The organism is Streptomyces avermitilis MA-4680 = NBRC 14893 (assembly GCF_000009765.2).
GTDB lineage: Bacteria > Actinomycetota > Actinomycetes > Streptomycetales > Streptomycetaceae > Streptomyces > Streptomyces avermitilis.
Window position 1 is genome coordinate 1674124 of the sequence record NC_003155.5, and the last position, 26315, is coordinate 1700438.

Below are 26315 nucleotides of genomic sequence, written 5' to 3' on the forward strand. Positions count from 1 at the left end.
GTTGCGGCGTGGGTCCGCCGGTGTCCGTTCAATAGCCGATCGTGAAGCGGCGTTGGACGAAGCGGGGCAGTTCGGCCTCGTCGACGAGTGCGACGGCCGCGTCCTCCACCGAGATGCGGCTACGCCCCTCCGCGTCGAGAACCGGCTGATCGCCGCCGGTCCGGAACCGGCCCGTGCGCTCGCCGGGAGCGATGTCCTCCGCGGGGCTGAAGTAGGTCCACAGCCGGTTGGACGTGCGCAGCACGTTCAGCGCGTCCCGATGGCCGCGCACCGCAGCCGCGTACTGCCTCGGCAGGCCAAGCGCGTCGAGACTCGAGTGCAGGAGCTCGTCGGAGTCCGCACGTACGACTCCAGGCTCGATCTCCAGGCTGCCGGCACCACCGATGACGATCAGACGGGTCCGGGGGTGACTCTCCAGCGCCTTCAGCAGGGATCGCGCGGCAGTGGCGTACACCGTGGGATCGGCGATGGAGCGGGCCACGGTGTCGGCGATGTCCTTGGCCGCGTTGCCGGGCTGGAATCCACTGATCAACACGTCGAGGCCGGATATGCCGGCGGCGACGCTCGCGGCGTCGAGCACGTCGAGGCTCTTCCAGACGACGTTCCCGCGGTCCTCGTCGATCTGCGTCGAGTCGCGCGTGAAGGCCGTGACGTGGTGCCCCCGGGCGAGGGCTTCGGTGACGACACGACTGCCGATGGTGCCGGTGGCTCCGATGACTCCGAGGTGCATGGCTCTCCCCTGTAGATACACATGCCGCCTGCCCTTCACGGCACGCGAAAACTATACGCCGTGAAGTATACGGCGTGAAGTAAATGTACGGCACTCACCATCGTGACGCTGTAGAGTCAGCGACTGTGGGAAAGACCAATGGGCGCCGCGAGCGACTGCGAGCCGAAACGACCGCCGAGATCAAGAGGGTCGCGCTCGAACTGATGGCCACAGGCGGGCCCGACGCGATCACGCTGCGGGCCATCGCCCGCGAGATGGGCATGACGGCCAACGCCATCTACGGCTACTTCGCCACCCGCGACGACCTGGTCACCACGCTGATCAACGATGTGTACACCTCGTTGGTCGACACCGTGGACACCGCCTGGGAGACCGCACCCGCCCAGGATCCGGCCGCCCGGATCCAGGCATGGGCGTGCGCCTTCAGAGGCTGGGCCCTGGCCGGCCCCGAGGGCTTCCGGCTCATTTACGGCGACCCCGTACCCGGCTACCGGCCCCCCGCGGGGGGCGCCGCCCCGGACGCCGCCCACCGCGTCTGCAAGGGCATCACCGCACTGGCGGCCGCAGCCTGGCCGCACGCCGAACACCGCTACGCGGACAGCGACTTCTCCTGGTCCGACTTCGACACCGGCCTCCTGGACAAGGTCCGCCCGGCCTTCCCGGAACTGCCTCCGGCGGCGGTGGCCCTCGCGCTGCGCATCTGGAGCCACCTGCACGGCCTGATCTCACTGGAGATCTACGGCCACCTGCAGACCCAGACCCTCAACCCGGACAAACTCTTCCGCGAGGAACTGGCCCAGCTCATCCGCTCCTTGAGCATGACCCCCCAGGGGTAGTGCGAACAGCGCCGCACGCTCCCATGAACACCGTGGACACCCACGCCGATGTGGACAGCGCCGAGGCGGGGAAGACCAGCCCACCGAGGGAATCGGTCCCGCGCGGTGCGCTCTCCCGTCACCGGCGGGCGATCATGGTCTCGGGGCCGGAAAAGTTGACGTAAGGTAGAGCAAGTCGACGCGGGGTGGAGCAGCTCGGTAGCTCGCTGGGCTCATAACCCAGAGGTCGCAGGTTCAAATCCTGTCCCCGCTACTGAAACCTGAGGGGCCAGCACGGTGTGCTGGCCCCTCAGGCATGTCCGGCCCCGGGGCACGCGTCACCACGAGGATCGTGCCGGCCGCGAGGTCCCGGCACGCTCGCGGCGATGACCAGTACGGCCAACAGCGGATCGAGCGTCTCGATGACGACCCCCCACTTCCTGCCGACGATCTCGCTGCCGGCGATCTCCTCGCCGGCGCCGACGCCCTGGCTCGCGGCGGCACACTGCTTCCCTCTCACGCAGTTTCGGATCACCACGTTCTCGTCGCTGCCGTAACCCCGGGGCTTCCGCCTCGGTCTCCCCACTGTCCGGCGCCCTGGCCGTCGCCCGCGCCCACGGCGGCGACGCACGGGCGGCAACCAGAGCGGAGGAAGGGTTGACGGTGCAGCGTCAGGCGCCAGTGGTACAACGCGACACGGACGCCTGATTTCACTCCTATGACGGGTTACTGGGCGAACGCTACTTTTTACCGGAAAGCGAAAGGAGAGACAGTATGAGTGGTTGGACCTTATTCGAACTCTCACCCGGGGGAACTGCCGATCCGGACACCGGAGTTGCCGCGGTGTCCCGCATCCCCGGTCACATGGAAGTCTGGTGGGTGGGCCCCAACGGCTCGGTGGAAGGCGCCTATTGGTACGACGGCCACCCCTGGGCCCGCTATCAGATCGCCCCGAACGGCAGCGCGGGGGGAGCGAGCCGGATCACCGCGGTGTCCCGCATCCCCGGCCACATGGAAATCTGGTGGGTGGGCCCCAACGGCTCGGTGGAAGGCGCCTATTGGTACGACGGCCACCCCTGGGCCCGTTACCAGATCGCCCCGAACGGCAGCGCCCGGCGCCATGGGATCACGGCGGTCTCCCGCATCCCCGGCCACATGGAGCTGTGGTGGATCGGCCCCAACGCCTCGGTGGAAGGCGCCTATTGGTACGAGGGCAGCTCGTGGGCGCGGTACCAGATCGCCCCGAACGACAGCGCCGCGCTGAACGGAGGCATCACGGCGGCGTCCCGGATCCAGGGCAGCATGGAACTGTGGTGGGTGGGCCCCAACGAATCGGTGGAAGGCGCCTACTGGTACGACGGCCACCCCTGGGCCCGCTACCAGATCGCCCCGGCCGGCTCCGCGTCCGCCGTCGGCGGCATCACCGCGGTCTCCCGCATCCCGGGCCACATGGAGGTCTGGTGGGTGAGCCGCAACGAGTCCGTCGAGGGGGCGTACTGGTACGAGGGCAGCCAGTGGGCCCGCTACCAGATCGCCCCGAACGGCAGCGGCTACCGGGGCTCCGACCTCACCGTGGTCTCCCGCGTCCCGGGCCACATGGAGCTGTGGTGGACGGGCACCGACAACTCGGTCCAGGGCGCCTACTGGTACGACGGCCACCCCTGGGCCCGCTACCAGCTGGCCCCCGCCGGCGCCTCGTCCGGCGACGGCATCGCCTCCGTGTCGCGGATCCCCGGCAGCATGGAGGTCTGGTGGCTGACCGGGCGCCAGTCCATCGAGGACGGCTACTGGTACGAGTGACAGCACGGGCGCGCGGCGACCGCCCGTAGCGGCTTCGTGCTCGGCAGACAGGCCCCGACCTGGAGCATGAACGCCTCTCCCCCGGCTCCAAGAGCAGGTCCTGGCCACCAGGAATGGCAGCCAGGACCTGTGGGGCCGGCGCCGCCCGTAGATCCACAGCCTCCGTGACCCCTGCACGTGCGCAATTCCGCCCCGCGGACCCAACGGACAGCTGGAGCGAGGGCCGGATCCGGACGAGGCCGGGGTTCGACGGGATGACGGCGCCCGGGACACGGGGCGCGGCAGGCAGTCGCGCGGTCCGGGGTCCTCAGGCGTCCGGCGCGGACAGCCACGCGCTGATGCCGGCCATCGCGCCGGGGCCGCTGTCCGAGCGGACGTTCTGGACCAGATCGGCGATCGAGACGGCTCGCAACGCCGCTCGCCAGGCCGCGTCCGCCCCGGTCATCGCGCGGGCGATCGCACAGGGTACGGCGCACGACTCGGCCGGTGTGGCCAGTGGACCCCTCTGACGGATCTCCGTGCAGGTGAAGGCCTGGTCGGGACCGTCGACCGCTTCGACCACATCGAGCACCGTGATAGAGGCGGGTTCCCGGGTGAGCACGTAACCGCCCGCCTTGCCCTGCACCGAACGCACGAGCCCGGCGCGAGAGAGCGCCTGCAACTGCTTGGCCAGATAGCTTGCCGAGACGTCGTGCAGCTCCGCCAGCCGGGTCGCGGGGACAGGCTCCTCAACCGATGTGAGCACGACGCAGCAATGCAGGGCCCACTCGACTCCGCCGGACATCTTCACTCGGTCACTCTAACCAGATGCATTGACTCGGACAACACATGTCCACGTATAGTCCCGGACAGAACGTGTCCGAGTTTCGCACATGCGACGCCCGCATGGGATCATGTGCAATATTCCGGACATACCTCTCGTCGAAAGGCATGTCATGAAGTTCGCGGTCATCGGCGGTACCGGGCTGATCGGGTCGCAGGTCGTCAAGAATCTGAACGCCGCCGGGCACGAGGCGGTACCGCACTCGCAGTCCACCGGAATCGACGTCATCAGCGGTCAGGGACTGGACCAGGCGGTGGCGGGGGCCGACGTCATCGTCAACCTGACGAACTCCCCGACCTTCGACGAAGCCTCCCCGGCCTTCTTCCAGACCTCGATGGACAACCTCCTGGCCGCGGGCCGGAAAGCCGGCGTCCGTCACTTCGTCATCCTCTCGATCGTCGGCGTGGACCAGGTGCCGGAGCTGGACTACTACCGGGCCAAGGCGCTCCAGGAGAAAATCCTCGCGGCCGGACCGATCCCCTACTCGATCGTCCGCGCGACGCAGTTCATGGAGTTCATCGACGCGGTCCTGTCCTGGACCGCGGACGGCGACACCGTCCGGCTGCCCGCCACGCCGATCCAGCCGATCGCCGCCAAGGACGTGGCCGACGCGGTGGCCGAAGTCGCCGCGGGCGCCCCGCTGGGGGGCATTCGCAACGTCGCCGGCCCCGAGATCTTCTCCCTGGACGAGCTGGGCCGGATCACCCTGTCCCACAAGTCCGACGGCCGCACCGTCGTCACCGACCCCACCGCCGGCATGTTCGGCGCCGTCAAGGGTGACGTCCTCACCGACAAGGACGCCCACCTCGCCCCCACCCACTACGCCGACTGGCTCTCCTGAACCGCTCGCGCCCTCCCCGGCGCGCGGACCTCACGAGCTGGTGCTCCCCGCAACCGAGCCGGCTGCGGGGAGCGGGATGCGTCCAATGGAGTGGAACAGCGCTAACCGATTCACCTCAGTGGGCAATAAAGGCCGAGACGCTGCCCAGCGACAGGAGAAGCGCATGTCCAGCCGTCGGCCACCACGGAGGGACCCGCGAAGCCATGCGCACGGACCGGCACGACGTTGGTGGCGCCGACACTGGAAAGCCGGTACCGCCGTCCTTTCGGCGCTCTTCGTCGCGACCGCGAGCCCGCTGATCTACGACGCGATCAAGAGCGGGACTTCGGCGATCGTGGAAGGCGACAGGCCGCCCTTCGCATGGACGACACAAGTGGACTCGCCGGAAGATGCCGGGTGCAAGTCCTATGTCTTCGACTCTGACGCGAAGATGTCGGCTCCCTCGCCCAACGAGGACTGGCAGGTTTGGGCAACCCGCCAGGGAGGAACCGCCGCCAATCTGACAACCATCCGGCTCACCCTGCAAGGGCGCTCCGCCAGCAGTGTCGTCCTCCACGGCCTCCGAGTGGACGTGGAATCGAAAAGCAGGCCCAAAGGGTCCGTGTACGACCTCGGCCTCAGCTGCGGCGGGCTGACATCTCGAAATTTCGACATCAATCTCGATGACCCCGAAGTCGCTCCGGCATCGCGCGCCGGCGATGACGGAACTCCTGCTGCGCGTTTCCCCTATCGGATTTCATCCACAGAGCCGGAGGTATTCCTGGTCCACGCTCGTACCGAGAATTGTGATTGCAGGTTTCACCTGAACCTCGACTGGACCAGCGGAGACCGCAAAGGGACCCTGCGAATCGGCGACGGAAAGAATGCCTTTCGCGTCATCGGGACGCAGCGGCTTCGGTGGTTCGAGCTGGACATGGACAAGCAGCAATGGGTGAAACAGCCGGTTGTGGACACCGTTCCAGGAGCCGAACTCGGCCGACTGGTAAAGCGATCGGATGTTCGGAGGGAAGCGGCCTAGCCTCTACGTCGCAGCCGTGCCGAGAGATGGTGCTGCATCGGCTGGCCGACCGCCTCGAGGTCGTGGTGGAACGTGAGCGTGTCGTCGTCGGTCAGGGTGTAGCGGCGGCGGGTGGCGTTGACCTTCTTGGCCGTGGGAGCGAGGGCGACCTCATGGGTCGAGAGGTCGATCGTGTTGCCGGTCGCACGCCCGACCATGATCTCCGCGATGCCGGTCGGCTGGGTGATCAGCGCCTCCACCCGGCCGTCGGGCTGAAGCCGCCACCAGCCGCACTCCCGGGCCGACGGACGCAGCGGTGCGTCATCGGCGTCGAGCAGCCAGGCCCGGGCCTCGTAGCGCAGGAAGGGGCGGCCGTCGTGACTGAAGGTCAGCTCCTGCGCGTACCCGAAGTCCCCGGTGAGCGTCGGGTACCCGCCCTCGCCCCGGCCGTACCAAGAACCCAGGAGGCCGAGCACGGGCTCGAGCAGTGCGTGTGGTGCGGGCGCCTCGTCCGGTCGGTGGCCGTCGGGGTACGGGTGCTCCGGTGCGGGGTCAACCACGGTGCGCGCTCCTGGGGTCGGTGTCGGTGTCGGGTGGAAGCCTAGGCTGTCGGTCCACTCGGAATGCGCGCGAGAACGGTGCGTCGGACAGCGCTGCCGCGTCGAGCCGAGTCGATCAGGCGCGGGCCGTGCGGCCGGCAGGCGCTTCCGGCGCCTCGTCGCGGGGCCGGAAGTCGTCTGTGGAAACCCCCGCCCCATTGATGAGTCGGCGTATCGCCCGTTCCATGGGCCCTGCCCGGCGGTGTTCCGCCGCCGGTACGGATTCCGCAGGGGATGGGGAGACGGTGGGGCAGTCCAGAGCAGACTCGAAGAGACCGACGGGATTATCCAGAGCACGAAGAAGCGGCATTTCCGGTGCGGCGGCGCTTATCGGCGTCGCCGCACTCGTCGTCTCGGCGGTCCCCGCCGACGCGAAGGCGGGGGGACCGGTGCCGCCGCCGAGCCCGGGAGAGCTGATCCCGGGGCAGAAGACGGCGACGCCCGCACTGGTGGAGGGCCTCCGGGAGCAGGCTCCGGCGGCGCGGAACGCCGCGGGCGCGGCGCGCGCGTACCTCGCCGCGAAGCAGGACCGCTACCGGATCGCGGACCCGGGCCGCGACCTGGAGCCCCTGGGGACCGTCACGGCCGACGGCCAGGAGACCGTGCGACTGCGGCAGAGGTACCACGGCATCCCGGTCCTGGGCGGCCAGTACGTCGTACGCATGGAGAAGCAGGACGGCGGACGGGTCGTCACCGGCACCTCGGGCAAGTACTTCACCGGTCTGCGGACCGGCACCACGGCCGAGGTCGACGACGCGCTCGCCGTCGAGCGGGCGGTCGACGCGGTGCTGGCCCGGCTCGGCGCGGAGAAGTTCACCGCGTACGGGGAGGACGACGAGGGCAAGAAGGACGCGACGCCGCTCACCGGCACCTCCCACGGCCTGGTCGTGCTGCCCACCGGCACGGGCGTACTCGCCCGGCACGTCACCGTGCGGGGCGCGGACCCGGCGCGCGGTGAGCCGGTGCTGCGCGAGGTGTACGTCGACGCGCAGGCCGGATATCCGGTGCTCCAGTACAGCGGTATCCGGACGTTCGACGCGCCCGGGACGACCGCCGAGGGGAGCGCGGCGAGCCACCCCGCGCAGGAACCCACCGAACCCGCCCCCGGCGAGACGGGCTCCGGCGTCAAGCTGGACGGCAAACCCGTCGAACTACAGGTCACCCACGACGACACGCGCGCCGCCTACGTCCTGCGCGACCACTCCCGCATCCACAACGACACCGCGGACGTCCTCGCCACCTGGGACGCGCGCGGCAAGTGGGCCTCCGACGTGGTCGGCAACTGGCCCGCCGACCTTCAGGAGTTCGCCTCGCCGACCCCGGCCTTCGGCGCCGAGGCGACCGAGGCGGGGGCGGTGGACGCGCACTGGGCCGCCGGGCAGGTGTACGACTACTACAAGAACAAGCACGGCCGGGACAGCCTCGACGGGCGGGGCATGTCGATCAACTCCCTCGTCGGGACGACCGATTACGGGCAGCCGTATGTCAACGCCTTCTGGGACGGCCAGAAGATGGTGTACGGCAACGGCGACGCCGAATACCGTCCGCTCGCCGCCGGACTGGACGTCGTAGGGCACGAAATGACCCACGGCGTCGTCGACCACTCCGCCGACCTCGTCTACGCGGGCCAGTCCGGCGCCATGAACGAGGCGATCGCGGACTACTTCGGCAACGCCATCGAGACGGATGTGCACGGCATAGCCATGGCCGACCCGGACTCGGGGCTGCTGGGTGAGGCGCTCTGCCGGACCAGGACGCCGCGCGAGTGCGCGGTCCGCGACCTGAACGACGGGCGGACCACCGCCAAGTCCTTCCTCGGTGTGGGGTTCGGCACCGACAACGGCGGTGTCCACCTCAACTCCACGATCTTCTCCGGTGCGTTGTGGGACATCCGCGAGGACGTCGGCCCCACTCTCGCCGACAAGATCGTGTACAAGGCGCTCACGGAGTACCTCACCCCGCTCGACGGCTTCACCCAGGGGCGGGACGCGGTGATCGCCGCCGCCAGGGCTCTGGGGACCGGCGGCAAGGACCTCACGGCCGTCCAGCGGGCCTTCAACGCCCATGGCATCGTGCCCAACTGGGAGCTGGCGCTGGGCGTCGACTCCGACCTGCTGATCGAGCGCGTCAACACCTACGACTCCCAACTGGGCGCGGGCGGCGACTGGTGGACGGCCGCCACGTCCAACGAGGAGGGCTCCGAGGCGTACTCGGTGTGGGCCGGGCGCACGGACGGCACGGGCCAGCTGAAACTGATGAGCCCCAACGACGGCCGCTACCACGTGAATCCGGCCACGGACGGCAAGACCGTGGTGTGGCAGGCGCACGGGACCTCCGGCGTGGACATCCTCGCCCGGCCCCTCGCGGGCGGCCCGGTGAAGACGTTGTGGCACGGCCGGAGTGTGGGCGGCGCGCTGGACGTCGACGGTGACGTGGTGGCCTTCGCGTACAACAACCACGGCGGAAGAGCCGGCGTGGCCTACCTGAGTCTGAAGGACCCGGCGAACGTGGTCACGATCGGTGGGGGCACGTACCACCGGGCGACCTTCCCGTCGCTGAGCCACGGCAAGGTCGTCTACCAGGACCGGCAGCGGGTGAGCGCCGTGTACGAGACCACCACCCGGGTGGTCGATGTGGCGACCGGTGAGGACAAGGTGATCCAGCGGGCCGCCCCGGGGGCGAGCCTCGGCCCGACGGCCGTCACCGGCGATCACGTCTACTGGCTGCTCGACGAGATCGATCAGAACGGCACGACGGCCCTGCGCCGTGCCGGGCTCGACGGCTCGGGCATCACGGACCTCAGCCCGGAGACCGGCCCGGAGTCCCTGAACGTCTTCGATCTGACGGCCTCCGAGGGGGCGGTGACAGTGGACGCCCGGACGCCGGACCCCGCGTTCCGCAACGAGTCGCTGGCCAAGCTCTGGCAGTTCTCAGCGGAGGGCAAGGGCGATGGCGTACGCAAGAGCCGGGTCTCCTGCAACCGGGGTGAGCAGCTGTCGGCCGCCGCGGCATCCGGCACCCAAGTGGTGTGGCTCGACGCGACGACCGGCATCAGCAATGTGGTGACCCGGACCCGGCCGAGCGGTACGTGCGGCTGACGGATTCGGAAGGGGTCGGCGGCTTACCGGACAGGTGTCCGGCAAGCCGCCGAAACAACGCGCGGCCGCACATCGGGGCTACCCCTCGCGTAGCGCGGCACCGGTCCGACCGCACTTGGTGAACGTGCGCCCGGCTCAAACACGCATGCCCGCCGGCCTGATGGCGGCGTCCGCGGGCGCTCAGGTACCGGCGGGCTTGCCCGGGCCGGGGACGTTGCGGAAGCGGAACGGCTCCGGTTCGCGGTCGGCCTGGACGAACCAGCACTCCCCCGTGCCGTCGCCGGTGACGATCCGCAGCACCGTGTCCGCCACGGCCTGAGCCGGGATGACCGGCAGTCCCTGCTCGGCGAGCATGTCACGCAGGTCGTCGATGATCCGTGACTCGGCGTACCCCGGGCAGACCGCGTTGAAGCGCACGTTCTCCGGCGCGAGAGCCTGCCCCAGGGAGCGTGCGAGGCCCACTACCGCATGCTTGTTGGCCGCGTACAGGGGATCGAGCGGTACCGCCGCCAGACCGGCCAGGGACGCGGTCGCCACGATCGACCCTCCGCCGCGGGCTCGCAGCGCCGGCAGCACCGCGTGGGTGCCGAAGACCACACCGTCGAGGTTGGCGCCCATCGCCCGGCGGTAGCGGGCCAGGTCGAAGTCCTCGCCGACGCCGCATCCGGTCGTCACGCCCGCGTTGAGGAACGCGATGTCGACGCCGCCGTACTGCTCCTGGGCGAAGTCCACCAGCGCGCGGTTGGCGTCGAGGTCGGAGACGTCACAGGCGCGGAAGTGGCCGCCGACCAGGTCGGCCACCTCCTTGCCGCCCTGCGGGTCGAGGTCCGCGACGACCACCCGGGCCCCCGCCTTCCCGAGCGCCAGCGCCGTGGCCCGGCCCAGTCCGCCGGCACCGCCGGTGACGATCGCCACCTTGCCCTGGAGCGTGGCGCCGTCCGTCTGTTCTCTCCGCGCGACGGCGGTCCCGCCCTTGACGGTCATGCCAGCTCCAGCACGAGCTTGCCGACGTTCTCGCTGCGGAAGAGCATCTGCAAGGTCTCGGGGAAGTCGTCCACGGTCCCCCTCACCACATGCTCCTTGACCTTGATGTGGCCGGCGCCGATCCAGCCGGAGATCTCCTGCGTGGCCTGCGGGTAGCGCTTGGCGTAGTCGAAGACGACGAGGCCCTCCATGCGGGCGCGGCGCACCAGCAGCGAGAGGTAGTTCGAGGGGCCCTTGACCGGTGTGGCGTTGTTGTACTGACTGATCGCGCCGCAGACCACGACGCGCGCGTGCATCGCCAGCCGGGTCAGGGCGGCGTCGAGGATGTCCCCTCCGACGTTGTCGAAGTAGACGTCGATGCCGTCGGGGGCATGCCCGCGCAGTGCTTTCCTGACATCCTCGGTGCGGTAGTCGATCGCCGCGTCGAATCCCAGCTCGTCGGTGAGCAGGGCGCACTTCTCCGGCCCTCCGGCGATGCCCACGACCCGGCAGCCCTTGGCCTTCGCGATCTGACCCACCATGCTGCCGACCGCGCCGGCCGCCCCCGACACCACGACGGTCTCGCCGTCCTTCAGCGCCCCGACCTCCAGCAGGCCGAAGTAGGCGGTCATGCCGGGCATGCCCAGCGCCCCCAGATACGTCGAGGGCGGGGCGAGGGAGGTGTCGATCTTCATGGCGCCCTTGCCGTCGGAGACCACGTGCTCCTGGACGCCGAACGTGCCGACCACGTGATCACCGGGCTGGAAGTCGGGGTGGTTGGACGCGGTGACCTCGATGACCGACCCGGCGCGCATCACCTCGCCGATGCCCACGGGCGGCAGGTAGGAGGGGCGGTCGTCCAGCCAGCCCCGCATGGCCGGATCCAGGGAGATGACACGCGTCCGGCCCGCGAACCGGCCCGGACCCGGTTCCTCGACGGGCCCGGAACAATGCTCCCAGTCGTCGGGCTTCACCTCACCCACGGGGCGGGCTGCCAGACGGATCTGACGATTGGTCGCAGACATCGTGCCTCCTGTTGTTCGCGCGGTCCCCCGCGACCATACCGACCAGTAGGTACGAAGAGGCCTGTGATGTACACCACATGCCATGGGTGACTCCGCCCTCGACCCCTGAGAGTCACCGCGAGGACGGCCCGGACGGGCACGGGAATCGACGCCGAAGATCCGGCATGACTGCCCGGAAGTCCTCAACCTCCCTTTCCCTCTCGCGGAGTTCACCGACGGCCCCACAGGGCCACCGGCCCGGTCCGCGGCCCGTCGGCCTTCGACCGTCAGGCGATCACCGCCGGCCGGATACCGCATCGAGCCGGAAACGTAACGCACGGCGGGCTTACCAGCCATACTGACCAGTCGGTACCGTGCGCCGCCGTGCCCATTTCTTCCCCGCTCACCTCCACGGATCCGAGCCGCACTGGAAGGCCACGCGATGACACACGCCGACGACAACCGGTACCCGCCAGCAGCACCACCGGGATGGCCGCAGCCGCGGACCGCGCCCCATGAGAACGCCCCTCGGCACGAGCCGTACGGATATGACGCCCCTCGGCACGACTCGTACGGATACGACACCCCTCGCCGCGACTCGTACGGATACGACGCCTCTCCGTACGACCCGTACGGGCAAGCCCCTCGGCACCGGCCGTCCACGCACGAGCCCCATCGGCACCATGCCGACCTCGCCGCCCTCCGCTCGGCCTACCGCGTGCTCCGCCGGGTGTCCACTCTCACCGCGCTCGGCTCCTTCGTGGTGTACGTGGTGCTCTCCTGCTACGCGCCGGACCTGATGGGGTCCAAGATCGCCGGGGAGCTGAGCCTGGGCATGGCCCTGGGGGTCCTCCAGCTCATCGTCACCTTCGCGGCGGTCCTCTGGTACGGACGCAGCGCACAACGTTCCGTGGACCCGCTGGCGCGGGTGGTCAGGGAGCGGGCGGTCCGGCCGGGCCGGGACGCCGAGGTGGCGAGATGAACGACTTCAGCTCCGGGACGCAGGCGACCGTCCTGATCCTGTTCACCGCCCTGGTCACCCTCACGCTGCTGATGTGCGTGATGGCGGGACCGGACCGCGACGACCTGACGAACTTCTACACCGGCTACCTCTCGCTCACCCCGCTCAAGAACGGCCTGGCGATCGCGGGCGACTACATTTCCGCGGCCACGGTGCTGAGCACCACCGGCATCATCGCGCTCGCCGGATACGACGGCGACGTGCTGGCGGTCAGCACCGCCATGTCGCTGGTGCTGCTGATGTTCCTGCTGGCCGAACCCCTGCGCAACGCCGGCAGGTTCACCATGGGAGACGTCCTGGCCCGCAACATGCCCGGGCGGGCCGTCCGTATCGCCTCCTGCGTGGTGACGCTCGCGGCGACCCTCCCCTTCCTGGTCGTCCAGCTCTCCGGGGCCGGGTCGCTGCTCACCTTCATCCTGGGCATCCCGCACCTGTCGGGCGCCAGAACGGTGTGCATCGTCCTCGTCGGCAGCTTGATGATCATTTACGCGGCGATCGGCGGCATGCGCGGCACCGCACTCATCCAGATGATCAAGATCGTGCTTCTGCTGGGCACCAGCGTCGCCCTCGCCGCCCTGGTCCTGAACCGCTTCGACTGGAACCCCGGCGACCTGCTCCGGGCCGCCCAGCGCGGCAGCGGCGCGGGCCCGGCCTTCCTCCAGCAGGGCCTGCAACTGGGCACCTCGGCCGGCAGCCGGCTGGACTTCGTCAGTCTCCAGATCACCGTGGTACTCGGCGTGGCCTGCCTGCCGCACATCACGATGCGCCTGTTCTCCGCGCGGGACGTGCCCGCCGTGCGCCGCTCCATGTCGTGGGCGGTCGGCACGGTCACCACGTTCTGCCTGCTCGTGATCGTCATGGGCACGGGCGCGGCGGCGCTCGTGGGATCGCGGTACATCACCGCGGCCGACCCGCACGGCAGGACGTCCGTGCTCATGCTGTCCCAGGTGCTCGGCGGCGATGCCGACTCCGCGGGGGCGACGATCCTCTACGCGGCCATGGCGGGCACGGTGTTCATCACCCTGCTGTCCTCGGTCGCGGGGATGACCCTGGCCGCGGCCTCGTCACTCGCCCACGACCTGTTCGCCCATGCGGCGCGGCGGGGACAGGCGGCGCCGCGCACGGAGATGACGGTCGCGGCGTGGACGAGCGTGGCTGTGGGAACCGTCGCCATCACGCTCTCCACCCTGGTCCAGCACTGGGACGTCGGCGTACTGACCACGCTGGCGATCTGCATCGGGGCGTCGGCGGTGGCCCCCGCGCTGACGTACTCCCTGTTCTGGCGAGGCTTCACGCGCACCGGCCTGCTCGGGAGCCTCTACGGCGGCGCGGCCTGCGCGCTGGTGCTGATGGTCTTCTCCCAGGCCGTTTCGGGTACGCCGTCCGCCGTGTTCCCGAAGGCCGACTTCGCTCTGTTCCCGATGCAGTCGACCGGCCTGGTCTCCATACCGTTCGGCTACCTGGCGGGCTGGCTGGGCAGCCGTCTCGACCGCCGGCGCCGCGCCGCCGAGAGCCGCGAGAACCAGCGGCTGTACGAGGAGAGCGAGGCACGGCTGCTCGCCGCCGCCGAATGACCGCGTCTTCGGGGGCACGCCACTCCTGGGGGCTTCGGCCCCCAGGGCGGCCGCCCCCGACCGCGACTCCTGTGAGCTGCCTCACCCGTCGCTGTCGGTTCGCGCATACGAACCGCCTGGTCAGCGCCACTCTGCACATTCGACGGACCGCGCGTTGGCCGGATACGTCACTAATCTGTCATTGCAGCCAGTGCGACTCCCGATACAGGCTGTGACCGTGCTAGAGCGACGTGTTGTTGTGGTGGTGTATGCGGGCGCGCTGGCCCTGGACATCACCGGACCGATTGAAGTGTTCGATACCGCCAACCGGCTCCTTCCTCCCGCGGGTGCCCCCTACCGGATCGACTTGGTGTCCCCCGACGCACCACTGGTGCGCACGAGTTCGGGAGTGAGGGTGGAGGCCTCTCCGCTGGACGCGGGGCAGGGCCCGATCGACACGCTCCTCGTGCCGGGCGGATGGAGTCTCGACAACGCGCTCCGGGACCGGGCGCTGGTCTCCTGGATCGGCCGGGCAGCGGCCCGGTCGCACCGAGTCGCCTCCGTATGCGGCGGATCCTTTCTGCTGGCCGAGGCGGGTCTGCTCGACGGCAGACGCGCCACCACGCACTGGGCATACAGCGAGGCGATGGCCTGCCGCTACCCGGACGTGACGGTGGACGCCGAGCCGATCTTCGTCTGGGACGGCCCCTTCGTGACGTCAGCGGGCGTGTCGACCGGGATCGACATGGCGCTGGCCCTGGTCGAGGCCGATCACGGAGCGGCGCTCGCGCTGGAGACGGCGCGGTTTCTGGTGCTGTTCCTCAAGCGGCACGGAGGACAGTCCCAGTTCAGCGCCATCCTCGACGCCCAGTTGGCCGACCATCCGCCGATCCGGACCGCACAGGAGTGGATCCTGGACAACCTGCACAACCCCTTACCCGTGGCCGAGATCGCGAGGCGGGCCAACATGAGCCTGCGCAACTTCGCCCGGGTCTTCAGACGCGAGGTGGGCACGACCCCGGGCCAGTACGTCGAGCGGACGCGGATCGCCCGCGCACGCGAGCTGCTGGAAACCACCGATCTGACGATCGGCCAGATAGCGGGCCGCTGCGGATTCGCCGCCCCCGAGACCTTCTTCCGCTCCTTCGGACGCACCCTGGGACTCACCCCGAAGGAGTACCGGCACCGCTTTCAGGTCATCTCGCCATCCGGCCTCATCGACCGGCACCACGAGACGGACAGGAGCCCCGCATGACCACCCCCACCTCGGACATACGCTCGGGCATACCCTCGGACTTACCCGAGGCAGGAACGGTACGCCTGGTCGACCACCTGGCCGGGGAACTCGCCAGGGCGGGCGTCACCCACATGTTCGGCGTCGGCGGCGCGAACATCGAGGACCTGTACGACGCCGTTCACCGCGGCCGCGCCGTCCACGGCGTCGTCGCCAAACACGAGTTCTCCGCCGTCACGATGGCCGACGGATACGCCCGAACCACCGGGCGCCTCGGTGTGGTCGCCGCCACCTCGGGCGGTGGCGCGATGAATCTCGTACCGGGCCTGGCGGAGGCGTACGCCTCCCGGGTACCCGTGCTGGCCCTGGTCGGGCAGCCGCCGACCGGCCAGGAAGGCCACGGGGCGTTCCAGGACTCCAGCGGCAGGGCGGGCTCCTTCGACGCCCGGGAGGTCTTCACCCCGGTCTCCCGGTTCTGTGCCCGGGTCGAGAACGCCGACTCGCTCACGGAGTTACTGCCCCGGGCGATGGCGGCGGCACAGGCCCATCCGCGAGGTCCTGCGGTGCTGCTGCTGCCCAAGGACGTGCAGCAGGCACGGATCCAGGTGCCCGGTCGCGGCGCGACGCCGACACCAGGCATGCCGGAGCCGGAGCCGACGGCAGAGGCGGCGTGGCTCGACTCCGCGGTCCTCACCGCCGTGTCGGACACCCTGCGCGGGGCCGGCCGCGTCCTCGTCATCGCCGGTGAAGACGTGGCCGCCGCGGACGCGCGGGCGGAGCTGGCCGAACTGGCCGGACGTCTCGGGGCGTGGGTGGCGGTCACCCCCGACGCCAAGGATGTCTTCGACAACCGTGATCCCCGGTTCGCAGGTGTGGCCGGGGTGATGGGCCATGCCAACGTCGAGGAGTGTCTGCGGCGGGCCGACGTGTGCCTGCTGGCCGGTACCCGGCTGCCGCTCCTGGCACGCGGCGGCCTCGACCGGGCCCTGGCCGCCACCGAGGTCGTGTGCCTCGGTCCCGAACCGCCGTTCGTGGCGGGCACCGCACTGGGCGGGAACCTGCGGGACGCGCTGCGCGCGGTGACCGGCCGGCTCCCGCCGCGCCCACGTGCCTGCCCGGAGCACGCCGGTCCGCTCCCCACCCCCACGCCGAGCCCGGTTTCTCAGGCCCGTGGGCGACCCATCCCCTATGCCCAGGCGGTCGCCGCGGTGGAGGCGGCCCTCCCCCAGGACGCGCACGTCTTCGTGGACGCCGGCAACGCGGGGGCCAGCGCGGTCCATCTCCTGCCGGCTCCGCGCCACGGCCGCTTCGTGGTGGCGGTCGGCATGGGCGGCATGGGCTACACCTTCGGCGCGGGGATCGGCGCCGCGCTCGCCACCGGCCGACGCACCTACGTACTCGCCGGCGACGGGTCCTTCTTCATGCACGGGATGGAAGTGCACACGGCCGTGGAGTACGCCGCACCCGTGACCTTCGTCGTCTTCAACAACAACGCCCACGCCATGTGCGCGGTGCGTGAGGAGTTCCTCCAGGGCGGCGTCCGCAGCGACGACCTGTTCGCCCGGACCGACCTCGCCGCCGGGGTGGCCGCCGCCTTCCCGTCCCTGGAGGTCACGGGGGCCGACGACGCTGCGCAGCTGCGTCAGGCGCTGCTGCGCAGCAATGCGGGCGGCGGCCCGGCGTTCGTCGCACTGGACTGCGACCCGGGGGAGATCCCCCCGTTCCTTCCCTTCCAGTCCTTCACCGAAGCCACCGAGAACGCCACCGAGAACAAGGAGAGCCCAGTTGAACGAGGAATCGTCCACGTTGGCTGACATCCCCGGTCTGATGCGGATCGAGAATCCCGGCAAGGAGGAGCTGACCGCCCACTGCATGGAGCTCACTCACGCCGTCTACCCCCACCATCAGGTCTACGGGCAGTACTGCACCATCCACGCGTACGTCGACTGCCCACCGGAGCGGGCCTACGACTACCTGCGCCAGGGCCACCACCTGGAGGAGTGGACCTGCAGCCTGCGGGACTTCGCGCCCGCCGGCCCACCGGGACTGTGGGTCGGCCACGACCGGCTCGAGGACGACACCAGGATCTACTGCGAGGTGGTCGCCAACCCCGAGGCCATGACCGTGGACTACCACTGCTCCTGGGACCAGGGCGAGAAGCTGTGGATGATCTACCTGATGCGCGTCGTACCGGCCCGCCTGGTGCTCGACAAGCCGGGGTCGGTGATCACCTGGACCAACTGCCGGCACCCCTACTACGACGACAACCCGCACCCCGGCGCGGCTCCCCGCCCGGACCGGCCCTGGGTGGGCGACTACTGGGATCTCTTCTACGCGGGGCACACCGTGGAGATGAACAACCTCAAGGCGATCCTGGAACACCGCCACCGCAACGGACTGCCCGTCAACGTGGCTCCGCCGACGGCGGTGGCGCGGTGACCACGGTCAGCCTCACCGACGTCGCGAGCTACCTTCCCGGCGAGCCGGTCCCCGCGGAGTTCTACACCGACTACCCCGGAGCCGAGGACAAGCTCCGCAACCACCCCATGTTCAAGGTCCCGCCGTCGCGGCACCACGTGGCCGCGGACGAGTCCAACGCGGACATGGTCGAGCGCGCCGTACAGCCTCTGATCGAGCGGCACGGCAGGGACGAGATCCGTGGCGTCGACGTGCTGTTGGTGCACAGCCAGCTGCCGGACCTGCCGTTCGTGGGCGCCGGCACCGAGGTGGCACGCCGGTTGGGCCTGAACCCGGAGTGGCTCGTCGACGTGGCCAACGCGGGCTGCGCGTCCTTCGTGTACATGCTGAAGCTGGCCCGGCAGATCCTCACGACCACCGACGCGAAGACGGCGCTGATCTGCAACGCGCAGAGCGCCGCGGGCCAGTGCTTCACCCAGTCCGAGGTGCGCAGGCTCGCCCAGGCCGCGATCCCGGGCGACGGCTGCGGTGTGGGGTATGTGACGACGTCGGCCGACACCCCGGTCCTTGACGTGGAGACCCGGCACATCGGCGAGTACGCCGGGGACATGACCGTGGCGGTCGACGACGGCCGCAAGTACTGGGAACCGGGAGAGTCCCAGCTGCGGATCGGGTTCACCGACGCCAGCGTCGCCAAGGTCCTGGCACGCGGGAACCGTCTGGTACCGGAGGTGGTCACGGACCTGTGCCGACGGCTCGGCGTGGCGACCGCCGACATCGACGTCCTCATCACCAACCAGCCCAACCGCACGTTCCTGCGGAACTGGCGGGAGGCGCTGCAACTGCCGCCCGAACGGCATCTGAACACCTTCGATCAGTACGGGAATCTGTTCGGAGCGGCGATCCCGATCACCCTGGACCGCGCGATCCGCTCACGGCAGGTCGAGGACGGCGACCTGGTGGTGCTGGGAGGTTTCGCCCACGCGGGCGACTTCGCCGGTGCGACCGCCGTCCGCTGGCACGGCGGGCGGGGATGACCGATGGACGTCCCGGTGCTGCACCGACTGGCCCTGAACGAAAGCCCGTACCCCCCGCTGCCCTCGGTCCGCAAGGCGATGCGACGGGCCGTCGCACAGGCCCACCGGTACCCGCAGTTCTACCCCGACGACCTCACCGAACTGATCGCCGCGTGGTGCCGGGTGACCCCCGACCGCGTCGTGGTCGGCAGCGGATCGGTGGGCGTCGCACTCCAGTTGCTCCAGGCGGTCGTCGAGCACGGCGACACGATGGCCTACGCCTGGCGTACCTTCGACGCGTATCCCCTGCTGGCCGCCATGGTCGGCGCTCATCCCGTTCCCGTACCCCTGTCGCCGGACGGACAACAGGATCTGGGCGCCCTGCTCGCGGCGCTCGACCACCGCACCCGTGTCGTGGTGCTGTGCAATCCGCACAACCCCACCGGAAGCCTGGTCACCGCGGACGATCTGTCGGCGTTCCTGCGTCAGGTCCCCCCACGCGTCACCGTGCTCCTCGACGAGGCGTACGTGGAGTTCGCCCGCGGTCCCGGCCTGCCGGACACACCCGCGCTCCTGGGCGCGCACCCCAACCTGCTGGTCCTGCGCACCTTCTCCAAGGCCTACGGCCTCGTCGCCCTGCGGGTCGGTTACGGACTCGGCGCCCCCGACCTGGTGGCGCGGATCCGCCGGCAACAGCTGCCCTTCGGGATCAACGCGGTGGCGACGGCGGCGGTGCGGGCCTCGCTGCGGGCCGACGGCGAGCTGCGCCTACGTGTGGACACCGTCGTCGCCGAACGCGAACGGCTCCGGCACGAACTCGTCGACCTCGGCTGGCGCGTTCGCCCGGGCCACGCCAACTCTGCCTGGCTCGACGCGCCGGATCCGATCGACGAGGGCGCCGCGGCACTCACCGCCGCCGGTGTCCAGGCGCGCCACTACCCCGGCGAGGGACTCCGGCTCACCGTCGGCAGCCGCAAGGCGAACGACGCCGTGCTCGCCGCGCTGGCGGGAGTCGGCCGACACACGGCGTCCGGCAGGCGCGCCTCGTCCGCAGCACCCGACGGGACGGTCGCCGCCCATCGGCGACCGCCGGTGAGCGGGCAGCGGCCGGACGGATGAACGACGGCGCGGGCGACCGGCCGGGGCAGTCGTACGCCGCTGGAGGGTGGCGAGTGCGTGACGGACTCGCCACGCACGTGCCGCCTCGCCGGTCGCCGGGTCTGCTGCGCAGCGGCTCCGCCTTCCCGCACCTGGCCCGGCGCCTCTCCTGGCATCCCTGAACCGCGGCCGGACCGGCAGGACGGGCCCGTCGGGCTCCGCGTCACGAGCGGAGCCCGACGCGGACTCCGGCGGCATCCGGAGCAGGGAGGTCGCCGTCTCAGAAGGCGGAGTTGGCGAACCAGTGGGCCAGGAGGCCCTCGTCCCCCTCGTGCGCGAGGGCCTCCGCGTCGTAGGGCAGGCGGCCGTATGCGAGGAGGAGCAAGTCGGTCGCGGTTCCCCGGACGGTCGCGGCAGCGGTGTCCTCGGTCGGGTGGGTCGTGTCGAGCCCGAAGCCGTCGGGCCGCAGACGGACGAGCCAGTCGTCGTCCCCGTCGGTGGCGCGGAAGCGGATGGTCCTGTCGGGGCCGCGCAGGTTGGCCACCTTGGGGGCGAAGAAGGCGGCGAAGGGCAGGTTGACGAGGAACTCATCGATCCCGTCGACCGCGAGCGGGCGGTCGATCGTGGGCCGCAGGCCGAGCGCCAGCTCGGCGTCGGCCCGGTGCAGCAGGGTCTCGAAGAGCATCCGGCGGGCCCAGAAGCGGGCGTGCTGGTCGACGCCCCACGCCCACATCGGCAGGTTCGGGTCGGTGGCCGCGAAGGCTTCCGCGGCCACGGTCGCGCTCTCGGCCAGCCAGTCGGCGTATCCGCCCTCCTCGTCAGGGAACCGCAGGTCCACTTCACGCTTTTGCGGGGGTTCCTGGATGCGCGCCCGCAACAGCACCGAGAACCACCGCTGGACGCTGCCTGTGTGCTTGACGAGGTCGGCCAGCGTCCAGCCGGGGCAACCGGGTACCGCTGTCGCCAGGTCGGCGTCCTTGACCACTGCGACGAATCGGGCGGTCTCCGCCGCGACCGCCGTGCGATGGTCGACCGGGGCGAAACCGGATCCGTGGTCGGGGTGGTCCGAGATCTTCATCGTGGCATGCCTTTCGGAGCAGGTGCGGGTTCAGCCGAGCGGCCGGCTGAGGATGGTGTGGGAGTGGCTGGCCATGTCGAGGGAGGTGTCCGCCGGATCACCGGCCCGCACGCCGACACCGCCGAACGGGAGCTCAGGGACGGGTTGCACGAGAACGAGCGGCGAGGACGGCTCACTGACGGCTCCGATGCCGCCTCCGCGCACTCTCTCACCAGCGGACGAGTACGCGCCGCCGGTCCCGGCCGGGCCGGGCCGTGGGCAGGGAACCCGATCACACGAGTTCGGCGTCGGCTTCCACCTCTGCGGACTGCGGCGTCCCGGACTGCGTGACCTTCCTCAGCACGGGCGTACGAGGCGCATGCGCCGCCTTGAGTCCGACCAGGGCGACTGCCACCACCAGGACGAACGCCGCTCCGGCGATGGTGAAGCTCAACGTGAACTGGCTCTCCTGCGGCAGCGCGGGCATCCCGTCCGGAAGCGGGATGGTCTTCGACGCCAGCAGCGAGGTGATCACCGCGCTCGCGACGGCGCTGCCGACCGAGCGGGAGATGGAGTTGATGCCGTTGGCGATGCCGGTCTGGTGGGCCGGGACGCTGGCCACGATGAGCGCGGGCATGGAGGCGTAACCGAAGCTGATCGCCAGTCCGATGACCATGCCCGCGCCGATCACCGAGGCAGTGGCGTCGTGCGCGGCGCTCAGCCACGTGAAGCCGAGCACTCCGAAGCAGGCCCCGGCAGCCAGCGTGACGCGGGCGCCGAGCCGGCGCACCAGGACGCCGCCGAACTGAGCGCCCACGAGCGAAACGAGTGTGGTCGGCAGCAGATACACGACGGACGCCGCCAGCACGGAAGCGCCGAAGCCGTAGCCGGCGACGTCTTCGGGCATCTGGACGAGGTACGAGACGCCGATGAACTGGGTGAACATCGCGAAGCCCAGCAGCAGTCCGGCCAGGTTGGTGAAGAGGACGGGCCGATGGGCGAACATCCGCATGTCGACCATCGGTTCCTTGACCCGGCTCTCGGTGATGACCCACACCACCGCCATGACGATCGCCCCGACGAACGCGCCGAGCGTACGGCCGGACGTCCATCCCCACTCGTGCCCCTGCGAGATGGGCAGAAGCAGCAGCACCAGCAACATCGCCAGGGTGAACGCACCCAGCCAGTCCGTCCGGCCGCCCGTCTTCGTCCGGGAAGCGGGCACGGCGAACAGCACACCTGCCAACGCCATCACCGCGAGCGCCACCGCGAGCCAGAAGACCCGGTGGTAGTCGGGGTCGGAGCCCTGGGTGAGGAGCCCCGCGCCGACCAGCGCGAGTCCGCTGCCGAACGCGAGTGTGCCACTGACCAGGGCCATGGCCCCGTGCAACTTCTCCGGCTTGATCTCTTCGCGCAGGACGGAGAGGGCGAGCGGGAAGATCGCGGTCGCCGCTCCCTGCATCACGCGGCCGACGATCAGCCAGGTCAGCGAGGTGGTGGTGGCGGCGAGCACCGAACCGGCGATCATCACGAGCAGAACGCCGACGAGGGTGGGCTTCTTGCCGTGCTGGTCGCCGAAGCGGCCGAGCAGCGGGGTGAACACGGCGGCCGACAGGAGCGTGGCCGTGGTCACCCAGCTGACGTTTGCCGTGGTGACCTCCAGGTCGCTCTGGATGATGCCCAGGACCGGGACGACCAGGGTCTGCATCATCGAGACGACCATGGCGGCAAGCCCGAGCGCCAGGACGACCACGGTGTCTCCTGAGTGTCGTCGGGGCACCGCGTGCTGTGCGTGAGACACGGAAAGTCTTCCCTACTTGCGAACGTGGATGAACTACTTGACAACCTCGATGCTTGAGAACTTCAAGCAATGGCGGCACCGTAACCACCAATACTTGAGATCGTCAAATATTCTGGCGTAGGCTGAGCCGCATGACAGGAACCCCCCGCATCGACACGGCCCAGCTCATGGAGCTGCTCTCGGTGTCGCTGGCTGCCTACTACGGCGACTTCACGGTCGCCGCCGCGAGCGAAAGCCTCACGGCCAGCCAGGGCAAGACGCTGAACGTGCTGCGTCGGGGACCCGCGTCCATGAGCGTCCTGGCCACCACGCTGACCTGCGACGCCTCCAACATGACCGGGATCGTCGACCGGCTGGAGAAGCGCGGTCTGGTGCGCCGCGAGCCCAGCCCTTCCGATCGGCGCGTCAAGAACGTCATCCTCACCGCCGAGGGCGAGCGGGTCATCGACGTGATCCGCGGGAAGATGCACGCCACGCTCGCCGGCCTGAACAGACTCAGCGCGCAGGAGCGGGACACCCTGTACGCGCTGCTGGAGCGTGCTTTCACCGCACAGCTCGCTGCCGCCTGACTCTGTCGCCGCCCACCGACGGGGGCTCGCGGGGCGATCGGATCCACCACGGGGCACGGGCACGGGGCACGGGGCACGGGCACGGGTGCCTCGGGTGCAGGTAGTCCGGATTGCACCGGGACAGCTCCGCGGCCGAACTTGCCGAGGTAGCCCACGAGGCACGGAGGCTGACCGCGTCGGAGGACGCCGCAGGACCCACCCCCCGTGGGTGCCCGGGCTGACCGACGGCCCGTGGGCGAGCAGGTCGTCGACACCACCTGCCGGTACGCCGAGTACGACCCGGTCACCCGTCGGCAGCCCCCACCAGCACGGTTGAGCTACGCCGACGCCGAGGTTTCGAGTCGACTGCTCACCGCCCCGGCGTCGATTCCGACGATGTCCGCGCTAAAGGCCGATGCCGGCTCCTTCCCTGAACGGGAGCGCGTCACCGAGGAGCTGCCCGCCGTCGATCACCATCGTCTCGCCGGTGATCCAACTCGCGGCGTCCGAGACGAGAAAGGCGACCGCCGAGGCGATGTCGGCAGGCTCCCCTATGCGCCCGAGTGCCGTCGCGGCGGACACGGCCTGCTCGTGCTCCTTCCACAGAGACTCGGCCAGCTTCGTGCGCACCACACCCGGCGCCACCGCGTTGACGCGAACCTTCGGCGAGAGTTCCAGGGCCAGTTGCTTCGTGAGGTGGATCAGCGCGGCCTTCGACGCGTTGTACAACCCGATGTTCGCCTCGAAGGCCATGCCGCCCACCGACGCGGTGTTGACGATCGCGCCGCCGTGCTCGCCCATCCAGGCCCGCGTGGCCAAACCCGTCCACAGGACGGGAGCCCACAGGTTCACGTCGAAGGTCTTGGCGAACCGGCCGTGGTCCTGGTCGATGACGGGCCCGAAAGCCGGGTTGGTTCCCGCGTTGTTGACGAGGATGTCCAGGCTCCCGAAGCGCTCGAGCGTCAGATCGACACAGCGCCGGGCCGCTTCCTCGTCGACCGCGTGCGCACCGACGCCCACCGCCGTGCCCCCGACCCGGGCCGCGGCGGCGTCAGCCGCCTCCTGGGACCGGGAGGTGAGGACGACGTTTCCGCCGGCGGCGGCGATGGCCTGCGCGATCGCCAGCCCGATACCGCGCGAGGCGCCCGTGACGACGGCGGTGCGACCGGTGAGATCCAGTCCTGCCATGTCAGCTCACCACTGCCTTGTGACCGCCGGGGGTGACCGTGCCGCCGGCCGCCCCGGCGGCGTCGCGGTACCGGCCCAGTTCATGCCTGGCGATGGCTCGCTTGTGGACCTCGTCGGGACCGTCCGCGAGCCGCAGTGTCCGCAGCTGCGCGTACATCATCGCCAGCGGGAAGTCCTCGCTCACGCCCGCCGCTCCGTGCACCTGGATCGCGCGGTCGATGATCTTCAACGCGATGTTCGGGGCGGCCACCTTGATGGCCGCGATCTCGGTGCGCGCCCCCTTGTTCCCGACCGTGTCCATCAGATACGCGGCCTTGAACGTGAGCAGGCGGATCATCTCGATGTCGATACGCGCTTCCGCGATCCAGTCCTGGATGTTGGACCGCTCGGCGACCGGACTGCCGAATGTCACCCGTGACTGCGCGCGTCGGCACATCAGCTCCAGCGCCCGCTCGGCCGCGCCGATGGCCCGCATGCAGTGGTGGATACGACCGGGCCCGAGCCGGGCCTGGCTGATCGCGAAGCCCTCTCCCTCGCCCTTGAGGACGTCCTTGGCCGGCACCCGTACGTCGGTGAAGTCGATTTCGGCGTGCCCCTCACGGTCCTGGTAGCCGAACACCAGCAGGCCGCGCATCACCGTGACCCCGGGGGCGTCGATCGGGACGACCATCATCGACTGCTGGCGGTGCGGATCAGCGGTGGGGTCCGTCTTCCCCATGACGATGAGCACTTTGCAGTTGCGGTGCAGGGCGTTGGACGCGAACCACTTGCGGCCGTTGAGTACGTACTCGTCGCCGTCGCGCTCCATCCGCAACTCGATGTTGGTGGCGTCGGAGCTGGCGACACGCGGCTCGGTCATCGCGAAGGCCGAGGCCATCGTCCCGTCGAGCAGGGGCTTGAGGTACTTCTCCTTGTGCTCGTCGCTGCCGAACAGCGTGAGCACCTCCATGTTGCCGGTGTCGGGAGCATTGCAGTTGCACGCTTCGGAGGCGATGTGGCTGCGCCCCATGATCTCCGCCAGCGGCGCGTATTCGAGGTTCGTCAGCCCGGGGCCCCATTCCGGGTGCGGGTGGAAGAGGTTCCACAGTCCGCGTCCCCGCGCCTCCGCCTTGAGCTCCTCGATGACCGGGGGGTGGAAGTGCGGGTCACCCGAAGCGCTCATCTGCTCGTGGTACACCGCCTCAGCGGGGTAGACATGCGAATCCATGAACTCGAGCAGTTCCGCCTGGTATTTCTTGGCGCGGTCCGACATCTCGAACAGGGACATCTGAACTCCTGACAGGTAGGGAGCGAAAGGTCGGCGGCCACTTGTCGAGGTGACTGGCCATGCCCTCGACGACACCGGACCCCGCGGAAGGCCTGGGCGTGACGCCTGCCGCCCGGGCCACGGAATCGGGCGGGCCGGGCCGGGCCGGGGCATGGCCCGGAGATGGATGGTGTGACCGTGCTCTGTCCCCTGTATAATTGAATCTGACGTCAAGTTCAATAGCTGGGCTCGCGGCACCGCCCGGAGAAGGCCGCGTGGCCTCTACTGAACTGCGGACGGGGACATGCCGATGGCACCGCCGGGATCACCGAACGGATCATCAAGGAACTCGGTTCCAGGAAACGGCCATGCGCCCGCTGGCCGTGCCGATGCGGCGCCAGGGCCGCCGTACGGCCGTGAGCGGCAGGCTTCGTTCCGGGTCAGGCTGCGGGCCAGACTGCTGGA

General features: G+C 69.9%; 23 protein-coding genes and 1 tRNA gene. 14 read left to right on the top strand and 10 right to left on the bottom strand.

The window, feature by feature from the left end:
- Nucleotides 1-28 precede the first annotated feature (28 nt).
- Nucleotides 29-730, bottom strand: coding sequence for an NAD(P)-dependent oxidoreductase (locus SAVERM_RS07260; protein WP_010982796.1), 702 nt, complete (start codon nt 728-730; stop codon nt 29-31).
- 125 nt (nt 731-855) lie between these two features.
- Here SAVERM_RS07260 and SAVERM_RS07265 point away from each other — a divergent pair, with 125 nt between their 5' ends.
- Nucleotides 856-1566 carry a TetR/AcrR family transcriptional regulator gene (locus SAVERM_RS07265; protein ID WP_037646048.1) on the top strand — a complete coding sequence of 237 codons (711 nt, stop codon included), beginning with the start codon at nt 856-858 and terminating at the stop codon, nt 1564-1566.
- A gap of 179 nt (nt 1567-1745) precedes the next feature.
- Nucleotides 1746-1819 (top strand) — tRNA-Met (locus SAVERM_RS07270).
- A gap of 36 nt (nt 1820-1855) precedes the next feature.
- On the opposite strand, the gene SAVERM_RS42255 is transcribed toward SAVERM_RS07270, so the two are convergent.
- Complete coding sequence (locus SAVERM_RS42255) at nt 1856-2065, bottom strand: hypothetical protein (RefSeq protein WP_137865276.1); 210 nt, start codon at nt 2063-2065, stop codon at nt 1856-1858.
- A 254-nt stretch (nt 2066-2319) separates the two neighbouring features.
- On the opposite strand from SAVERM_RS42255, the gene SAVERM_RS07275 reads away from it, so the two are divergent.
- A complete protein-coding gene (locus SAVERM_RS07275) occupies nt 2320-3345 on the top strand; it encodes a PLL family lectin (RefSeq protein WP_010982799.1) in 1026 nt (341 codons plus the stop codon).
- Between the two features lie 307 nt (nt 3346-3652).
- On the opposite strand, the gene SAVERM_RS07280 is transcribed toward SAVERM_RS07275, so the two are convergent.
- On the bottom strand, nt 3653-4129 hold the full coding sequence (locus SAVERM_RS07280; protein ID WP_037646246.1) for an RrF2 family transcriptional regulator: 477 nt from the start codon (nt 4127-4129) through the stop codon (nt 3653-3655).
- Between the two features lie 151 nt (nt 4130-4280).
- Between SAVERM_RS07280 and SAVERM_RS07285 the strand changes: the two genes are divergently transcribed.
- Nucleotides 4281-5009, top strand: coding sequence for an SDR family oxidoreductase (locus SAVERM_RS07285; protein WP_010982801.1), 729 nt, complete (start codon nt 4281-4283; stop codon nt 5007-5009).
- A gap of 163 nt (nt 5010-5172) precedes the next feature.
- Nucleotides 5173-6027, top strand: coding sequence for a hypothetical protein (locus SAVERM_RS42260; RefSeq protein ID WP_137865275.1), 855 nt, complete (start codon nt 5173-5175; stop codon nt 6025-6027).
- Here SAVERM_RS42260 and SAVERM_RS07290 read toward each other — a convergent pair.
- On the bottom strand, nt 6024-6566 hold the full coding sequence (locus SAVERM_RS07290) for a nitrobindin family protein (RefSeq protein ID WP_010982803.1): 543 nt from the start codon (nt 6564-6566) through the stop codon (nt 6024-6026). The genes SAVERM_RS42260 and SAVERM_RS07290 overlap by 4 nt on opposite strands.
- Before the next feature lie 428 nt (nt 6567-6994).
- Between SAVERM_RS07290 and SAVERM_RS07295 the strand changes: the two genes are divergently transcribed.
- On the top strand, nt 6995-9703 hold the full coding sequence (locus SAVERM_RS07295; RefSeq protein WP_242432194.1) for a M4 family metallopeptidase: 2709 nt from the start codon (nt 6995-6997) through the stop codon (nt 9701-9703).
- A 180-nt stretch (nt 9704-9883) separates the two neighbouring features.
- Here SAVERM_RS07295 and SAVERM_RS07300 read toward each other — a convergent pair whose 3' ends face one another.
- Nucleotides 9884-10687 carry an SDR family oxidoreductase gene (locus tag SAVERM_RS07300; protein WP_010982805.1) on the bottom strand — a complete coding sequence of 268 codons (804 nt, stop codon included), beginning with the start codon at nt 10685-10687 and terminating at the stop codon, nt 9884-9886.
- Complete coding sequence (locus SAVERM_RS07305) at nt 10684-11691, bottom strand: NADP-dependent oxidoreductase (RefSeq protein ID WP_107083081.1); 1008 nt, start codon at nt 11689-11691, stop codon at nt 10684-10686. Before SAVERM_RS07305 ends, SAVERM_RS07300 begins: the two co-directional genes overlap by 4 nt.
- 421 nt (nt 11692-12112) lie before the next feature.
- Here SAVERM_RS07305 and SAVERM_RS07310 point away from each other — a divergent pair, with 421 nt between their 5' ends.
- The 7 genes from SAVERM_RS07310 (at nt 12113) to SAVERM_RS07340 (ending at nt 20031) form a co-directional block, all read left to right on the top strand.
- Nucleotides 12113-12652, top strand: a complete 540-nt coding sequence (locus SAVERM_RS07310) for a DUF485 domain-containing protein (protein WP_010982807.1) — start codon at nt 12113-12115, stop codon at nt 12650-12652.
- Entirely contained in the window at nt 12649-14265 is a 1617-nt protein-coding gene (locus SAVERM_RS07315) for a sodium/solute symporter (protein ID WP_010982808.1), read from the top strand. Before SAVERM_RS07310 ends, SAVERM_RS07315 begins: the two co-directional genes overlap by 4 nt.
- 217 nt (nt 14266-14482) lie before the next feature.
- On the top strand, nt 14483-15499 hold the full coding sequence (locus SAVERM_RS07320; RefSeq protein WP_242432195.1) for a GlxA family transcriptional regulator: 1017 nt from the start codon (nt 14483-14485) through the stop codon (nt 15497-15499).
- Nucleotides 15496-17292, top strand: a complete 1797-nt coding sequence (locus tag SAVERM_RS07325) for a thiamine pyrophosphate-binding protein (protein ID WP_010982810.1) — start codon at nt 15496-15498, stop codon at nt 17290-17292. Before SAVERM_RS07320 ends, SAVERM_RS07325 begins: the two co-directional genes overlap by 4 nt.
- Complete coding sequence (locus tag SAVERM_RS07330) at nt 17264-17917, top strand: SRPBCC family protein (RefSeq protein ID WP_010982811.1); 654 nt, start codon at nt 17264-17266, stop codon at nt 17915-17917. Before SAVERM_RS07325 ends, SAVERM_RS07330 begins: the two co-directional genes overlap by 29 nt.
- Nucleotides 17914-18933: a 3-oxoacyl-ACP synthase III family protein gene (locus tag SAVERM_RS07335; RefSeq protein WP_010982812.1), complete on the top strand. Its 1020-nt coding sequence runs from the start codon at nt 17914-17916 to the stop codon at nt 18931-18933. The genes SAVERM_RS07330 and SAVERM_RS07335 overlap by 4 nt, the downstream gene beginning before the upstream one ends.
- A 3-nt stretch (nt 18934-18936) precedes the next feature.
- Nucleotides 18937-20031 carry an aminotransferase class I/II-fold pyridoxal phosphate-dependent enzyme gene (locus tag SAVERM_RS07340; RefSeq protein WP_010982813.1) on the top strand — a complete coding sequence of 365 codons (1095 nt, stop codon included), beginning with the start codon at nt 18937-18939 and terminating at the stop codon, nt 20029-20031.
- A gap of 259 nt (nt 20032-20290) precedes the next feature.
- Here SAVERM_RS07340 and SAVERM_RS07345 read toward each other — a convergent pair whose 3' ends face one another.
- A complete protein-coding gene (locus SAVERM_RS07345; protein WP_010982814.1) occupies nt 20291-21088 on the bottom strand; it encodes a maleylpyruvate isomerase family mycothiol-dependent enzyme in 798 nt (265 codons plus the stop codon).
- A 271-nt stretch (nt 21089-21359) separates the two neighbouring features.
- A complete protein-coding gene (locus tag SAVERM_RS07350) occupies nt 21360-22868 on the bottom strand; it encodes an MFS transporter (protein ID WP_010982816.1) in 1509 nt (502 codons plus the stop codon).
- A 131-nt stretch (nt 22869-22999) separates the two neighbouring features.
- Between SAVERM_RS07350 and SAVERM_RS07355 the strand changes: the two genes are divergently transcribed.
- The gene (locus SAVERM_RS07355; protein WP_010982817.1) at nt 23000-23437 is read left to right on the top strand and encodes a MarR family winged helix-turn-helix transcriptional regulator; all 438 of its coding nucleotides are present in this window, start codon (nt 23000-23002) and stop codon (nt 23435-23437) included.
- A 384-nt stretch (nt 23438-23821) separates the two neighbouring features.
- Here the strand turns inward: SAVERM_RS07355 and SAVERM_RS07360 are convergent, their stop codons facing one another.
- Entirely contained in the window at nt 23822-24604 is a 783-nt protein-coding gene (locus SAVERM_RS07360; RefSeq protein ID WP_010982818.1) for an SDR family oxidoreductase, read from the bottom strand.
- 1 nt (nt 24605) lies between these two features.
- Nucleotides 24606-25871, bottom strand: a complete 1266-nt coding sequence (locus SAVERM_RS07365) for an acyl-CoA dehydrogenase family protein (protein ID WP_010982819.1) — start codon at nt 25869-25871, stop codon at nt 24606-24608.
- Between the last annotated feature and the right edge of the window lie 444 nt (nt 25872-26315).